Here is a 13,709-nt window from a genome sequence, read left to right as displayed (position 1 = left end):
TCGTTTACCCAGTCAGGCAATAGGAACGCGTGACAGACCGGCAACGCTCTAGCGTGCGGGTTACAGGAATCCCCCCGAAAAACCTGCTTATTCCAAAAAGACATCAACAAATTCTTTTATATTCTTTTATTGTTCATCCGCGGACTGCAAGACTCGGCACCAGAATCATCCACTAAGTGTTGAGATCATCAATGAAGAAATTAACTGCCCTCACTGCCCTCACCCTCGCCGTCCTCTCGGGATTGGCCCATGCCGACCGCCTGGAAGACATCAAGAAATCCGGCGTTCTGCGTGTCGCCTCGTTCGACAGCAACCCGCCTTTCGGCTTTATCGATGCCAAGAGCAAACAGATCGAAGGCCTGGACGTGGACTATGCCAAGGCCATCGCAGACAAGCTGGGCGTCAAGCTGCAACTGCAACCGACCAACCCGGCCAACCGCGTCCCGCTGCTGGTCGCCAACAAGGTCGACCTGGTCCTGGCCAACTTCACCATCACCCCGGAGCGCGCCGAACAGGTCAACTTCAGCATTCCCTACTTCAGTTCCGGCCAGCAGTTCATCGTCAGGAAAGGCACCCTCAAGTCCCAGGATGAGCTGAACAAATGGCGTGTCGGCGTGGACAAGGGCACCGTCAACGAAGGCGTGCTGCGTGAGAAATTCCCGGGCGCCAAAGTCGTTGCCTACGACGATACCCCGTTCGCGTTCACGGCCCTGCGCAACGGCAACGTCCAGGCCATCACCCAGGACGGTCCGAAGCTGATCGGCCTGCTGGCCAACGTGCCGGACAAGGACAAATACGAGATTCCGCCCTTCACCATTTCCAACGACCTGATCGGCGTCGGCCTGCCCAAGGGCGAAGCCGCACTGACCGAAGTGGTCAACCAGACGCTGGTCGAGCTGGAAAGCAAAGGCCAGGCGCAGAAGATCTACGACACCTGGTTCGGCCCGGACACCAAGACGCCGCTGACCCGCCTGTACAAGATCGGCGACAAGAGCTGATCGCCCTCTCCGCCGTACACCCACAGCCCGCGCGGTTTTCCGCGCGGGCTCTTTGTATTCTGGATGGACACCGTGATTGATGTTTGGTGAATTGCTGGGCCCGCATTACCTGAAATGGCTGTTCGATGGATTTCTCCTGACCCTGGCCCTGTCCGCCGTGGTCTGCCTGGTGGCCACCGGGCTCGGCTTCCTGGTCTGCCTCGCGCGCCTCGGTAGCTCTCGCCTGGCGTCCTGGCCGGCACGGGCCTACCTGGCGTTGTTTCGCAACACGCCGCTGCTGGTGCAATTGTTCTTCTGGTATTTCGGCCTCAGCGCCCTGCTGCCCGAAGGGCTGGTGAACTGGTTGAACACGCCCCATGAAGTGAGCCTGGCCGGCGTTGAAATCAGCTGGCCGTCCTTTGAGTTCATCGCCAGTTTCTGGGGACTGACGCTATACACCTCGGCCTTTATCGCCGAAGAGTTTCGCGCCGGCGTCGCCTCGGTGCGCCCGCAGCAACGCGAAGCCGGCGTGGCCATGGGTTTCCGACCGGCACAGGTGTGGCGTTATATCGTCCTGCCCCAAGCCTTGCGCACCGCCCTCGGGCCCTTGCTCGGGCAGTACATGAACGCGCTGAAGAACTCCTCGCTGACCATGGCCATCGGCCTCGCCGAGCTGTCCTACGCCTCGCGCCAGGTGGAGACCGAAACCTTCAAGACCTTCCAGGCCTTCGGCTTCGCCACCCTGCTCTACATCTTCAGCATTGCACTGATCGAAGCGGCCGGACAATGGATCCGCCAGACCAGACGTTATCGCCAGGGAGCCGCGTGACATGGACTTTTCCGTTATCAGCGACAACCTCGAATACTTCCTGATCGGCGCCTATCCCGACGGTCCCCTGGGCGGCGCGGCCCTGACCCTGGTGCTGAGCGTACTGTCCGGCATTTGCGCCGCAATCCTCGGCCTGGTGCTGGGCATTGCCCTGAGCAGCCTCAAGGGCTGGCCACGGGGGATATTGATCGCGGTGCTGGGTTTCCTGCGGGCGATCCCGGTACTGATGTTGATCTTCTGGAGCTACTTCCTGCTGCCGATCATCTTCCACGTGGATATCCCGGCGCTGTTCACCGTGGTCTGCGCACTGTCGCTGATCGGCGGCGCCTACCTGGCGTACTCGGTCCACGCCGGGATCCAGAGCCTGCCGGACGGCCAGTGGGCGGCGGCCCGCGCGCTGGGCATGCGGCCCGTTCAGGTCATGCGCCTGATCATCCTGCCGCAGGCCTTGCCGATCATGCTGCCGTCGTTCCTCAACCAGTGGATCTCGCTGATCAAGGACACCTCCCTGGCCTATGTGATCGGCGTCGGCGAACTGTCCTTCGTGGCAACCCAGGTCAGCAATCGGGTGATGGTCCACCCCACGGAGATCTTCCTGTTCGTGGCGCTGGTCTACTTCGTGTTCTGTTCCAGTCTCGATCTGCTGGCCAATTTCGCCACCAGAAGGCAGACGGTGAAGCACGCGTGATCAAGCAGCCTGGGGACTTAGTGAGTCCCCAGGAACTGGGTCAGCGATTCCCCCAGCGCATCGAACACCAAGGCAATGCGCTGAACCCGACGCATGTCCTGGTGCATGGCGGTCCACACATCCACGGTAAAATCCACCTGTTCGGGCAACACACGCACCAGACCATGACGCCGGGCCAATTGGCTGGAGCAGACGCCAATCCCGAGCCCGGCGCGCAACGCCGCCAGTTGCGCGAGGTGGTCATCGGTACGAACCGGCGTTCGCTGCGCTGTGCAGTCGAACCCGCGTTCGCGCAGAAACTGCAGTTCCACCAGATTGCGGTCAGGCCCGATCAACGGGTAGTCATCCAGCTGTGCGACGGTGTCTGGCACGCCCTGCTCCGCCAGCAGTTCAGGGGTGGCATACAAGCCGACCTGCAAGTCGCCGACCTTGCGGGTGACCACGGTCGCTTCGGTCGGGCGACGGATACGCACCGCCACATCGGCCTCCTGCCTGGCCAACGCTTGCAGGCGATTCGACACGCTGAGTTCGACGGCCAGTTGCGGATAGGTCTGGCGTAGCGTGCGCAACATGGGGGGCAAGACCTCGACCCCGAGCAATTGGCTGCTGGTCAGGCGCACTGTACCGCCCGCCAATTGCGCATCCGCCGACGCCGCCCGGTTGAAGGCATTGGCTGCCATGGCCATCGCCTCGACATGGCTGATCAGGTCCTTGGCCGTCTCCGTCGGCAGCAGCCCGGCCGGTGAGCGGATAAACAGGCTGACGCCCACGCTCTGCTCCAACGCCTCGATCCGCCGGCGCGCGGTAGCCTGTGCGATGCCCAGCAAACGGGCCGCCCCCGAGAGACTGCCGGTGCGCAATACCGCCAGAAAGGCACGCTGGGTTTCCCACTGTAGCTGAGGCGCGTTCATACATTTCCTGTGAGCCGCTGGGCAATTTTGGCTAATTTTCTTTCGCGAGGCACGGCCTCATGCTGGTCAAGCATATCCCACGGACACCCCGCGTCGTCCGCCGCCTCAACGTTTGAAGGAGTTTTACCGATGCCACTCACTGGTCAATGCCGCTGCCGCGCCGTGAGCTACACCCTGGCTGCCGACCTGCCGCTGGCGGTCTACGCCTGCCATTGCCGTGACTGCCAGACCTGGAGCGGCAGCGCTTTTGCCCTGCATGCGCTATTGCCGGAAGGCACCCTCCGCGCTGAAGGACCGATCACTGAATACGCCTATGACAGCAACGGTCTGCATTCCCGTCACGCCCTCTGCGGTGTCTGTCATACCCGACTCTACAACACCACCAGCGCCGCCCCCGGCCTGCAGGTGCTGCGCGCTGGCACGCTGGATAACAGCCCGTCCCTTCAGCCTGTCGCGCATATCTGGGTGCAACACAAACAACCCTGGCTAACACTGCCGGAGGGGCTGCCCGCCTGGCCACAGAGCCCGACGCCCGGAGCATTCGCTGAAGCGTTGAGAGGATAGGAGGTCGTTATGAGTCAACCAGTATTTGCCAGCGGCAGTTGCCGCTGTGGTCAGGTCGCTTTCGAACTGCGCGCCCAGCCGATCATCACCACGGCCTGCCATTGCACCGGCTGCCAGAAAATGTCGGCCAGCGCGTTTTCCCTCAGTGCGTTGGTGCTGGACGAGCAGTTCGTGGTGACTCAGGGAGAGCCGGTGATCGGTGGCTTGCATGGGGCAACGCGACACTACTTCTGCCCCCATTGCCTGAGCTGGCTGTTTACCCGCCCGGCGGGCAACGAATCGGTTGTCGGCATGCGTTCCAGCTTGCTGGACAATCCAAGGCAATTCGCCCCGTTCATTGAAACCTGGACCTGCGAAAAGCTGCCGTGGGCCAGTACCGGGGCCGTGCATGACTTCGAGGAATTCCCCGAACCGCAGGACTTTGCAGCATTGGCGCAGCAGTATGCGCAGTGGCATCAGGCATAAGGACTCAAGCAAGGCGCCGTTCAACGAGCAATTCCACCGCAATGACGATCACGATTGCCCGGGACCTTCCGGCTTTCCAGCAGCTTTACGATGAGCAGACAAAATGCCCTTCAATCACACTCAAAAAGATAGCAAACCACAATAAAAACACCCAAAAAAATTATTTAACTTTAATAAAAAGAACATAAGCTACACAAAGCCATTTCAACCACATGGATGTGTTGTTCATGCTCACAAAAACGACTTCAGCTTTCAACGCCAAATGGGCGGATACCAAGCTCAAGATCAGTCATGTGATTCTCTTTGTCGCGGCAGTCTGCATTTCATTGATCGGCATCAGCATCTGGGGGGTCTCCAACTCCCTGGCGTATCACCTGCATGAAAAAGAGATCGAGATGTCAAACCTCTCGAAGGCCTTGTCGTCCAGCATAGCGGCCACACTCACCCAAGCTGACATCGTCATACTCGGGATCCAAGAGCAGACCAATATTGAAGGCACTGGACCGGCGGAATTGAAAATACTCGGGGAGATATTAAAGGCCCAGCAAGAACGACTGCCACAAATCCATGGCTTTTCGATTTACGACGAGCAAGGACGCTGGTTATTAAATTCAGACAACAGAAACCGGCCCGACACAAACAACTCGGACCGCGACTACTTCATCTACCATCGCGACCATACCAGTTCCGCGGCATTCCTGGGTCCTCCCATACGCAGCCGCTCAACAAACGAATGGATCATCACCCTGTCGCGCCGGATCAGTCACACGGATGGCAGTTTTGCGGGTGTGACAATAGTCACCCTCTATCTTAAATACTTCCTCAGCCTCTATGACAATATCGACATCGGCAAGAATGGCATCATCAACCTGGCCTCCTCGACAGGGCACATCATCGTACGCTCCCCCTTTCACGACACTGAAGTGGGTACCGACATTTCAACCGGGGAGGTATTCGCCTTATTGAAGCCCGGTGCCGCCTCGGGCACCGCAACGATAAAGTCATTTATTGACAATGTCGTACGAATCATCAGTTTTCGCCGCGTTGATGGCTATCCCCTTGTGGTCATCGCGGCTTTTGATAAAGATGAAATATTGACGGACTGGCGTCGAGAGTCCTTTGCAAGTTTTATCATATCGTCCATATTGCTGCTCATCCTCAGCCTGCTGGGCTATCGCCTGATAAAAATCATGAACCAGCAGATTCAAGCACAAAAAGAACTGCAATATTCCGAAAGTGCCTACATCGAGGCGAACAAGGCGCTCGGCCAATTGGCACTCGAAGATGGCTTGACCGGGCTCTCGAATCGCCGCAAATTCGACCTATTTATCAGCGCGGAAATAAACAAAGCCAAGCGCAAACCCGATGACCTCGCTCTCATCCTGATCGATATCGACCTGTTCAAGAAGTACAACGACCATTACGGCCATGTACAAGGCGATGAATGCCTGAAATCCGTGAGCACCCTGATCAAGAAAAATATCACTCGGGAAAATGATCTTGCAGCCAGGTATGGCGGAGAGGAATTTGCCATTGTCCTCCCGGGTACCGATTATGTCGGTGCTTTTATCATCGCCGAGAAAATCCGAACAGATGTGGAGCGCAGTGCCATTCAACACTGCGAATCAGCGGCCAACGTCGTCACCATCAGCATTGGCATCAGTGCCTTGTCCGGGTCAAAGGCCGACACCCCCGAGCAGTTGATCGATATCGCTGACAAAGCACTGTACGTCGCAAAATCCAATGGCCGGAACCGGACGGTTATTTCCAACAATCTGTCCAGCGCCCTGGCCTGACCCCATGCCGCAGTGCATGGGCTCCATCAGCGGCACGCAGCCAGCGCTGCCGCTTGACTCAGCCCTGCCACCCCAACCCCAACGCCTTGTGCAACGAAGCAAAATCCTTCAGCAATTCACTGTCACCGCTCACCCGATTCTGCTCGGCGTCAAAGCGCGTGCGTTCGGCATTCAGCCAGTCCAGGGTGCTGGCGGTACCCGCGTCATAGCGTTCGCGGGTCAGGCTCGCCGCACGGGCCGACGAAGCTTCGATATCACGCAGCAGGACTACATTTTCACGCTGGTGACCGTAGCGTGCCAGGGCGGTGTCCGCGTCGCGCAGCGCACCGAGGACCACGCTGCGGTAATGGGCCCGGGCTTCGTCGACGCCGCCTTCGGCGCTGTCGACATCGGCCGCCACGCGACCGAAGTCCAGGGCATTCCAAGTCAGACGCGGGACCAGCAGCCAGGTGGCGTTGTCCTTGCGCACCAGGTGCGAAGGCGCCGCGGCACTGAAGCTGAGATCACCGGTCAGCGATAACTTGGGAAACCAGTCGGCCTTTTTCTCGCCGACCTGTGCGGTGCTGGAGGCCAGTTGACGCTCAGCGGCGCGAATGTCCGGGCGAGATTTGATCACCGCCGCCGGATCAGCGACCGGTACACTCGCGGGAACACTCGGCAGCGCCCCGGGTTGGCCGAGCCGGCTGTCCAGTTCGCCCGGTTCCAGGTCACAGAGCACTGCCAGTTGGTCCAGCGACTCGATGATCTGCGCCTGCAACGGCAGGCGCTGGGCACGGGTGGTCTGCCATTGGGTGGTGACTTGCTCCAACTGCAATTGTGAAGCCACGCCACGGCTGCGGCGTTGCTGGGTCAGGTCGACCACCTGGGCTTCCAGACCCGCCGAAGCATCGACCAGGGCCAGGCGGGTTTGCTGGTCACGCAAGCCGACATAGGCTTGCACCACTTCAGCAGCCAGTTGCACCTGGGCATCGGCCAGGCTCTCGGCCGAAGCATCGGCACTGGCAGAAGCCGCCTCGATGGCTCGGCGTGTACCGCCAAACATATCCACTTCCCAGCTGGCATCGAAGTCCGTCAGATACAGCGACAACGGCCCACGACCACCACTGCTCTGCTGCCCTGTCAGGCTGGAAAGATCGGGAGAGCGCATGCGAATCGCCGTGGCATTGGCACTCATCTTGGGCAGCTCGGCGGCCTGCTGGCCGTGCAACCCGGCCCGGGCCTGACGCAAGCGCGCCTGGGCCACACGAATATCCGAGCTGTCATTGAGGGCGGTTTCCACCAGGCTGTCGAGCTGAGCATCGCCCAGTTCACGCCACCAATGGGCAACCGCCGGGGTGCTGAGGGCAACGGGGTCCGCATGGGCGAAACGTCCAGCGGACACGGTTTTTTCGGCCACCGCAGGCGCGCCGTGGTAATCGGGGCCGACAGTGCAACCGGCGAGCAGGCCCACGATCAGGGCCGAAATCAGGGTTCTATCGATCATCGTGCAGGGCTCACCGCAAGGGTCGGTTTCTTGAGTAGAAGGGCCAGGGGAATACACAGGGCCAAGGCAATGCCCAGCAGGTAGAAACAATCGGTGAAAGTCATGACCGACGCCTGCAGGGCAATGTCGCGACTCAACTGGCCGACCGTCTGCAATTGCGCCAGGGCCTGGTCACCGCCCTGGCTCATGAAGGACGCCGTCTGTGCCGCCATATGGTCCTGCCCCAAGGTGCTGTTGGCCGTCAGCGATTCGCGAATCATCGCGTCGTGATAGCTGCTGCGCCGATCGATCAGCACCCCGGTCAGGGCCAGCCCGATGGAGCCGCCGATATTGCGCGACATGTTGTAGAGCCCCGCCGCCTCGCCTTTTTCGTGGGGCAGCACAGCCGCCATGGTGATCTGGTTGAGCGGCATCATCGCCAGGATCTGGGCGAACCCGCGCACCAGTTGCGAGGCGTCGAAATCATGGCCGACACTGTCGACCGTCAGGTTCAGGCTCATCATGCAACTGATCACGAACAGCACCAGCCCGGTGCCCACCAGCCAGCGGCTGTCATAACGCTGCATCAGCCGCGGCAGGATCGGCATCATCATGAACGCCGGGACACCGGAGAGCAGCATGATCGCCCCGGATTGCTGGGCGTTGTAGCCGGCAATACTGTTGAGAAACTGCGGCAGCAGGTAGGAAATCCCATAGATGGCCGCCCCCACCGTCGACACGATCAGGATCACGCTGGCGTAGCGCGGGTTGCGCATCAGGCTGAGCTTGATGATGGGTTGGCGGGCCGTGAACTGACCGACGGCGATCAGGATAAAACCCAGGGTCATCAGCAGACTCAGACCGACAATCATCGAGGACTCGAACCAGTGTTCACGCTGCCCCTCTTCCAGGATCACCGTCAGCGAACTCAAGCCCAGGGCCAACCCAAGGATGCCGATCCAGTCCGCCTTGATGAACTGTTGAAGGTCGGCCTTTTCCGGGCGAATGCCGGTCCAGAGCAAGGCGATCAGCGCCAGGCTGATGGGCAGGTTGAGAAAAAAGCACCAGCGCCAACTGGCGTTCTCGGTCAACCAACCGCCCAGCACCGGCCCCATCAAGGGCCCGAGCAAGACGGTCAGGCCAAACATCGACATGCCGATTGCCATCTGGTGCCGGGGCAGGCGTGTGCCGATGATGGTCTGCGCCGTCGGGATCATCGCGCCACCGGCAAAGCCTTGGCCGACACGCGCCAGGATCATGCCCGTGAGGCTGCTGGACATGCCGCAGAAAAACGAAAACAGCGTGAAGGCCATTGCCGTGCCCATCAGGAACCGACGCAAGCCGAAGACCCGGGTCAGCCAGGCCGCCAGCGGGATCATGACGATCTCCGACATCAGGTAGCCGGTGGCGATCCAGGTGCCTTCCGTGCCCGAGGCGCCGATCTGCCCCTGGATCTGCGGCAAGGCCGAGTTGGTGATGGAGATGTCCAGCGTGGCCAGCAAGGCGCCGAGGGAGCCGGCCGCGACCGCGATCCAGTCGGTCACCGAGGCATTCGCCTCCTGCGGCGCGCCCTGCGTGGCCGCAACCGTCGTGGCGTTAGCCATGGTGGCGGGTGTCCACGTCAACGGTCACCGACAGCCCCGGCATCAGCACGGCGCGCGCCGACTCCGGCACATCCAGTTGGATACGTACGGGAACCCGTTGGACGATCTTGGTGAAGTTGCCGGTGGCGTTCTGCGCCGGCAACAGCGCGAACTGCGAACCGGTGCCGGGCGAGAGGCTGTCGATATGCCCGCTCAGATCTTCACTGCCCAGCGCGTCAACGTGCACCGTGACCGCCTGGCCAGGTTGCATATGGTGAATCTGGGTTTCCTTGAAGTTGGCCGTCAGGTAGAGCGCCTGCACCGGCACCACGGTCAACAGCCGCGTCCCCGGTTGGGTGAACTGGCCGACCCGCACGCTGCGATCGGCCACCCGGCCGTCCAGGGTGCTGATCACGGTGGTGTCGTCCAGGTCCAGCTGCGATTGCCGGGCACTGGCCTGGGCCACCGCCAGTTGCGCCTGGGTTTGCTGCAACTGCGCCTTGAGCGTGCCGATACGGGTTTCAGCCGCGCGCAACGCGGCTTGATGCGCGGCCAGGCCGGTGCTGGCCTGGGCCAGTTGATTGTTCAGATCAGCCAGATGTTCTTCGGTCTCCGCCCCGGAGCGGGCCAGTGGCCCATAACGCGTGACCTGGGACTTGGCATGGCGCAGGTCGGCGTTGGCGCCGTCCAGTTGGGCCCGGCCCTGAGCAATGCTGGCGCCCTGCTCCACCAGTTCGGCTTCAGCCCTCGCTACATCGGCCTGGCGCGAAGCCACGGTGGCCTGGGCCTCGTCCAGCGCCGCCTGATACTTGCGCCGATCGAGGCGCACCAGCGGCTGGCCAACGCTCACGCTTTCGTTATCGCTGACCAGCACTTCGGCAACGTACCCGCCGACCTTGGGCGCCACGGTCATGCTGTCGGCCTGCAGGTAAGCGTCATCGGTGCTTTCAATGAACCGCCCACTGAACCACCAATGCGCGCCCCAGCCGATCAGCGCCAGGAGCGCGACCACGGCGACCCCGATCAAGGCTCGTGGCGGCTTGTTGCGTCGCTCGGAAAGGTTGCTTTCAACCACGGGCTCAAGGCGACCGTGCTGACCGATAGGCTGATCGACGGACATGCCGTACTCCAAAGTATTCCAGTTGGTAAAAAATGCGGCGATGGCGAATTTATGTCAAGTGATATAATTTGTTCTGGCATTCTTTTTCAGGCTCACCCATGGCACGACATCGACCAGCAAATGAAGGCGGCTACCAGCGCGGGGAAGAAACGCGCCTGCGGATTATCGAAGCCGCCGTTGACCAGTTCGCCACCCATGGTTTCGAAAGCGCCTCGACGCGCCAGATCGCGACCGCGGCCGGGGTCAATGCGCCAGCGCTGCAGTACTATTTCGACAACAAGGAAGGGGTTTACCTGGCGTGCGTCGAGCACATCCTCGCGCAGCTCTGGGCGCAGCTGACGGACGAGGTCTCGGCCGCCGAAGAGGCGCTGGAAGATCCCCACGCCGATGACCGGACATTGATCGAGCGTTACCTGGATATTCTCGGCGTCTTCCTGTCGTTCATTCTCGAGACACCGGAATCCGCCGACTGGCGTCGCTTCATGGCCTGCGAACAAGCCGGACTGGGCCCGCCATCCGCCGCCAAGCTGATGGAGCAAGGCCTCAATCAGCGCCTGTCCCACGTCACCCGCACCATCGTCGGGCGCCTGACCGGACGGCCCGCCGATGACGAAAGCACGATCATCCGGACGATGGCCCTCAACAGTCAAAGCATCGTCTTTCGCGTGAAGCGCGCGCCCGTTCTGCGGGCGCTGGGCTGGGACACCATCGACCAGCAACGCATGGAAACCGTGCGCAACGTGATGCTTTCACAGAATCGCCTGACGCTGCTGGCACTGGTCAGTGAGCGCGACGCGGCAGACGCAGGAACGACGCAGTGACGCCTTTAACGAGCCTGTAGGCCAAACGCGGTTGCCAGGCTCTTCGCGCCCTTCGGCGTCAGGTTCAGAGCCCTGGAATCGAGATGGCGGTTCACCCAGCCACGCTTGAGCAGCAGCTCCAGCAGGGCCGCGCCCAGCGCACCACCGATATGCGGTGAACGCTCGCTCCAGTCCATGCAGGGATAGGCCAGGCGCCGGCGCTGACGCGACACGGCCGCGATATCGATGCCCAATCGCACCAACGAGGCGGCGCCCGCTTCGGTGAGGACATAGTCCTTGCCCTGCTCTTCGATCCAGCTCGCCTGTAACAAGGCATCATGCAGTTTGACCGCGACTTCCCCGGCGATATGGTCATAGCAGGTCCTGGCCTGCTTCAGGGCTGAAGGCGTGCTGGGCTGAAACGGCGTCACGTGACGATCAGTAAGCGATAACAAGGCCTCCAGCGCGTGCGCCACCTGGGGGTTGGCCAATCGGTAATAGCGATGCCGGCCCTGAACCAGCATCTCCACCAGCCCCTGCTCACGCAAACGCAAAAAATGGCCGCTGGCGGTGGACGCGCCGATGTCGGCTACAGCCGCCAATTCCGTGGCCGTGCGCGCGTGGCCGTCCAGCAGACTGCAGAGCATTCGCGCGCGAGCCGGATCGGCAATCGCGCCGGCCACCGCAGCCAGAGAAAGATCAGCCGCTTCGACATCCATAGTTCACCTCTTCCCGAAGTATCGCGGTTTTTCATCATCATACTGATGCCAGACCACTTGAAGGGATTCCTCATGAAACAATCGATTTTTTTCGGCCGAAAGGTCGTGGCGGCGACGTTTGTGATGGCGGTGTTCGGCTGGGGGATTGGCTTCTACGGTCCGCCGATCTTTCTCTACGCGGTGATTCAACGGACCGGCTGGTCGCTGCCCTTGTGCTCGGCCGCCGTCACCCTGCATTTTCTCGCGGGCACCCTGGTGGTGGTGAACCTGCCCGTCTTGTACAAGCGCCTGGGTCTTCCGCGCACGACCGTGCTCGGATCGATCCTGCTCGGCATCGGCGTGTATGGATGGTCGGTTGCCGATCAACCCTACCAGTTGTTCCTGGCCGCACTGTTGAGTGGATTGGGCTGGGTGACCATGGGGGCAGCCGCGGTCAACGCACTCATCTCTCCATGGTTTGTCGCCAGGCGTCCGGCCGCCCTGGCAATGGCCTATAACGGCGCCAGTATCGGCGGGGTGATCTTTTCATCCGCGTGGGTGTTCCTGATCGACCGGATCGGCTTCACCCAGGCCGCGCTAGGGGTTGGCCTGGTGTCGATAGCGACGATTGCCGTGCTGTCGATCAAGGTCTTCAAGCTCCGGCCTGAAGACCTCGGGCAATATGCCGATGGTGCGGATCAGCCACCTGAGCAGGTGGCTGTCTCCCCGGGTAGCACGACAACCTCGCTATGGCGCAATCGTCGATTCGTGACACTGGCGGCCGCCATGTCCCTGGGGTTGTTCGCCCAGATAGGGCTGATTACCCACTTGTTCCTGCTGCTGGTCGATCACGTCACAGAAGCAAAGGCCGGATTGGCGATGGGCCTGGCAACGGCAAGCGCCATCGCCGGCCGGTTTCTGGTCGGTTGGCTGATGCCACCCAATGCCAACCGGCGCACCGTTGCCTGCCTGAGTTATGGCTGCCAGTTGCTCGGCTGCCTGGTCATGACCGGATTAGGCAACTTCCCCGATCTGCTATGGCTGGGGGTCATCCTTTTTGGCGCGGGGATCGGCAACGCCACCTCCTTGCCACCACTGATTGCCCAAGCCGAATTCCCGCGCCAGCAGACGCAGCGCGTGGTGACGCTGATCGTCGCCACCGCCCAGGGCTGCTATGCCTTTGCGCCAGCGTTCTTTGGTGCACTGAAGTCACTGGGCGGGTCCCATGGCGAACTCCTGCTGTTGGGGCTGGCAGCCGGAATCCAGGGGCTGGCGATATTGGCTCTGGTGCTGGGTAACCGGCGTTCGGCTCAACAAATCCCGGAATTCAGCCGGCCCTCACTCTGACTGCGACTTTGATCGGGTCGACTTGCTGCGAGCCGCCGAAGTGTTGAGCACCACGGCGGCGCGAACCAGAGCGGTCAATGCCTGCTCATCGATCTGCTCGCCCTCGCGTATATCGATGGCGCGCCGGGTGTTGCCTTCAAGGCTGGAATTGAAGAGACCCGCGGGATCCTCCAGCAAAGCGCCCTTGGCGAAGGTCATCTTCACCACCTGCTTGTAGGTCTCGCCGGTGCAGATGATCCCGCCGTGGGACCAGACCGGTACGCCCCGCCACTTCCACTCCTCGACCACGTCCGGGTCGGCCTGCCGGATAAGCGCTCGAACCTGGGCGAGGGTTTCGCCTCGCCAGTCCCCCAGTTCCTTGATTCTCGCGTCAATCAGTTGCGAGGCCGTGCCGCCCTCGTCTTGCGGTAAACCGGTTTGTTCCTTGTTCATGGCCGTTGTCGTCCTCTTCGTGGCGGTTACCGCTCGC

At 61.3% G+C, this 13,709-nt stretch carries 14 protein-coding genes; 8 read left to right on the top strand and 6 right to left on the bottom strand.

Translation table 11 applies throughout. The features are described from left to right. Positions 1 to 191: 191 nt before the first annotated feature. The 3 genes from CWE01_RS05490 (at position 192) to CWE01_RS05480 (ending at position 2,494) form a co-directional block, all read left to right on the top strand. A complete protein-coding gene (locus CWE01_RS05490; protein ID WP_100939517.1) occupies positions 192 to 998 on the top strand; it encodes an ABC transporter substrate-binding protein in 807 nt (268 codons plus the stop codon). 79 nt (positions 999 to 1,077) lie between these two features. Next, the gene (locus CWE01_RS05485; RefSeq protein ID WP_100939516.1) at positions 1,078 to 1,806 is read left to right on the top strand and encodes an amino acid ABC transporter permease; all 729 of its coding nucleotides are present in this window, start codon (positions 1,078 to 1,080) and stop codon (positions 1,804 to 1,806) included. 1 nt (position 1,807) lies between these two features. After that, positions 1,808 to 2,494, top strand: coding sequence for an amino acid ABC transporter permease (locus tag CWE01_RS05480; RefSeq protein WP_100939515.1), 687 nt, complete (start codon positions 1,808 to 1,810; stop codon positions 2,492 to 2,494). A gap of 17 nt (positions 2,495 to 2,511) precedes the next feature. On the opposite strand, the gene CWE01_RS05475 is transcribed toward CWE01_RS05480, so the two are convergent. Beyond that, on the bottom strand, positions 2,512 to 3,405 hold the full coding sequence (locus CWE01_RS05475; protein WP_100939514.1) for a LysR family transcriptional regulator: 894 nt from the start codon (positions 3,403 to 3,405) through the stop codon (positions 2,512 to 2,514). A 129-nt stretch (positions 3,406 to 3,534) separates the two neighbouring features. Between CWE01_RS05475 and CWE01_RS05470 the strand changes: the two genes are divergently transcribed. From CWE01_RS05470 to CWE01_RS05460, 3 genes are all read left to right on the top strand, one after another. Then, the gene (locus CWE01_RS05470; RefSeq protein WP_100939513.1) at positions 3,535 to 3,969 is read left to right on the top strand and encodes a GFA family protein; all 435 of its coding nucleotides are present in this window, start codon (positions 3,535 to 3,537) and stop codon (positions 3,967 to 3,969) included. Between the two features lie 9 nt (positions 3,970 to 3,978). After that, entirely contained in the window at positions 3,979 to 4,434 is a 456-nt protein-coding gene (locus CWE01_RS05465) for a GFA family protein (RefSeq protein WP_100939512.1), read from the top strand. Between the two features lie 227 nt (positions 4,435 to 4,661). Continuing rightward, positions 4,662 to 6,230, top strand: a complete 1,569-nt coding sequence (locus CWE01_RS05460; RefSeq protein ID WP_100939549.1) for a sensor domain-containing diguanylate cyclase — start codon at positions 4,662 to 4,664, stop codon at positions 6,228 to 6,230. Positions 6,231 to 6,288: 58 nt separating this feature from the next. On the opposite strand, the gene CWE01_RS05455 is transcribed toward CWE01_RS05460, so the two are convergent. Genes CWE01_RS05455 through CWE01_RS05445 form a run of 3 tightly spaced genes read right to left on the bottom strand, consistent with a single transcriptional unit; the run spans position 6,289 to position 10,395 of the window. Next, entirely contained in the window at positions 6,289 to 7,713 is a 1,425-nt protein-coding gene (locus CWE01_RS05455) for an efflux transporter outer membrane subunit (RefSeq protein WP_100939511.1), read from the bottom strand. Beyond that, positions 7,710 to 9,296, bottom strand: coding sequence for a DHA2 family efflux MFS transporter permease subunit (locus CWE01_RS05450; RefSeq protein WP_100939510.1), 1,587 nt, complete (start codon positions 9,294 to 9,296; stop codon positions 7,710 to 7,712). Before CWE01_RS05450 ends, CWE01_RS05455 begins: the two co-directional genes overlap by 4 nt. Next, the gene (locus tag CWE01_RS05445) at positions 9,289 to 10,395 is read right to left on the bottom strand and encodes an HlyD family secretion protein (protein ID WP_100939509.1); all 1,107 of its coding nucleotides are present in this window, start codon (positions 10,393 to 10,395) and stop codon (positions 9,289 to 9,291) included. The genes CWE01_RS05450 and CWE01_RS05445 overlap by 8 nt, the downstream gene beginning before the upstream one ends. A gap of 98 nt (positions 10,396 to 10,493) precedes the next feature. Between CWE01_RS05445 and CWE01_RS05440 the strand changes: the two genes are divergently transcribed. Then, positions 10,494 to 11,216: a CerR family C-terminal domain-containing protein gene (locus CWE01_RS05440; protein ID WP_100939508.1), complete on the top strand. Its 723-nt coding sequence runs from the start codon at positions 10,494 to 10,496 to the stop codon at positions 11,214 to 11,216. A gap of 5 nt (positions 11,217 to 11,221) precedes the next feature. On the opposite strand, the gene CWE01_RS05435 is transcribed toward CWE01_RS05440, so the two are convergent. Then, entirely contained in the window at positions 11,222 to 11,914 is a 693-nt protein-coding gene (locus CWE01_RS05435; protein WP_100939507.1) for a helix-turn-helix transcriptional regulator, read from the bottom strand. A 72-nt stretch (positions 11,915 to 11,986) separates the two neighbouring features. Between CWE01_RS05435 and CWE01_RS05430 the strand changes: the two genes are divergently transcribed. Further along, on the top strand, positions 11,987 to 13,240 hold the full coding sequence (locus CWE01_RS05430; RefSeq protein ID WP_100939506.1) for an MFS transporter: 1,254 nt from the start codon (positions 11,987 to 11,989) through the stop codon (positions 13,238 to 13,240). Here the strand turns inward: CWE01_RS05430 and CWE01_RS05425 are convergent. Continuing rightward, positions 13,232 to 13,672, bottom strand: a complete 441-nt coding sequence (locus tag CWE01_RS05425) for a DUF1801 domain-containing protein (protein ID WP_100939505.1) — start codon at positions 13,670 to 13,672, stop codon at positions 13,232 to 13,234. The genes CWE01_RS05430 and CWE01_RS05425 overlap by 9 nt on opposite strands. Positions 13,673 to 13,709: the final 37 nt, after the last annotated feature.

Source organism: Pseudomonas sp. QS1027 (assembly GCF_002814235.1).
In the GTDB taxonomy this organism is placed as follows: domain Bacteria; phylum Pseudomonadota; class Gammaproteobacteria; order Pseudomonadales; family Pseudomonadaceae; genus Aquipseudomonas.
The sequence above is the reverse complement of the archived record's forward strand: the minus strand, read 5'-3'. Positions and strand labels throughout refer to the sequence as shown.

Coding starts and splice junctions, on each gene's coding strand:
- CWE01_RS05445 (WP_100939509.1), bottom strand. CDS start 10,395: ATGTCCGTCGATCAGCCTATCGGTCAGCACGGTCGCCTTGAGCCCGTG.
- CWE01_RS05475 (WP_100939514.1), bottom strand. CDS start 3,405: ATGAACGCGCCTCAGCTACAGTGGGAAACCCAGCGTGCCTTTCTGGCG.
- CWE01_RS05435 (WP_100939507.1), bottom strand. CDS start 11,914: ATGGATGTCGAAGCGGCTGATCTTTCTCTGGCTGCGGTGGCCGGCGCG.
- CWE01_RS05430 (WP_100939506.1), top strand. CDS start 11,987: ATGAAACAATCGATTTTTTTCGGCCGAAAGGTCGTGGCGGCGACGTTT.
- CWE01_RS05450 (WP_100939510.1), bottom strand. CDS start 9,296: ATGGCTAACGCCACGACGGTTGCGGCCACGCAGGGCGCGCCGCAGGAG.
- CWE01_RS05425 (WP_100939505.1), bottom strand. CDS start 13,672: ATGAACAAGGAACAAACCGGTTTACCGCAAGACGAGGGCGGCACGGCC.
- CWE01_RS05465 (WP_100939512.1), top strand. CDS start 3,979: ATGAGTCAACCAGTATTTGCCAGCGGCAGTTGCCGCTGTGGTCAGGTC.
- CWE01_RS05440 (WP_100939508.1), top strand. CDS start 10,494: ATGGCACGACATCGACCAGCAAATGAAGGCGGCTACCAGCGCGGGGAA.
- CWE01_RS05490 (WP_100939517.1), top strand. CDS start 192: ATGAAGAAATTAACTGCCCTCACTGCCCTCACCCTCGCCGTCCTCTCG.
- CWE01_RS05455 (WP_100939511.1), bottom strand. CDS start 7,713: ATGATCGATAGAACCCTGATTTCGGCCCTGATCGTGGGCCTGCTCGCC.
- CWE01_RS05485 (WP_100939516.1), top strand. CDS start 1,078: ATGTTTGGTGAATTGCTGGGCCCGCATTACCTGAAATGGCTGTTCGAT.
- CWE01_RS05460 (WP_100939549.1), top strand. CDS start 4,662: ATGCTCACAAAAACGACTTCAGCTTTCAACGCCAAATGGGCGGATACC.
- CWE01_RS05480 (WP_100939515.1), top strand. CDS start 1,808: ATGGACTTTTCCGTTATCAGCGACAACCTCGAATACTTCCTGATCGGC.
- CWE01_RS05470 (WP_100939513.1), top strand. CDS start 3,535: ATGCCACTCACTGGTCAATGCCGCTGCCGCGCCGTGAGCTACACCCTG.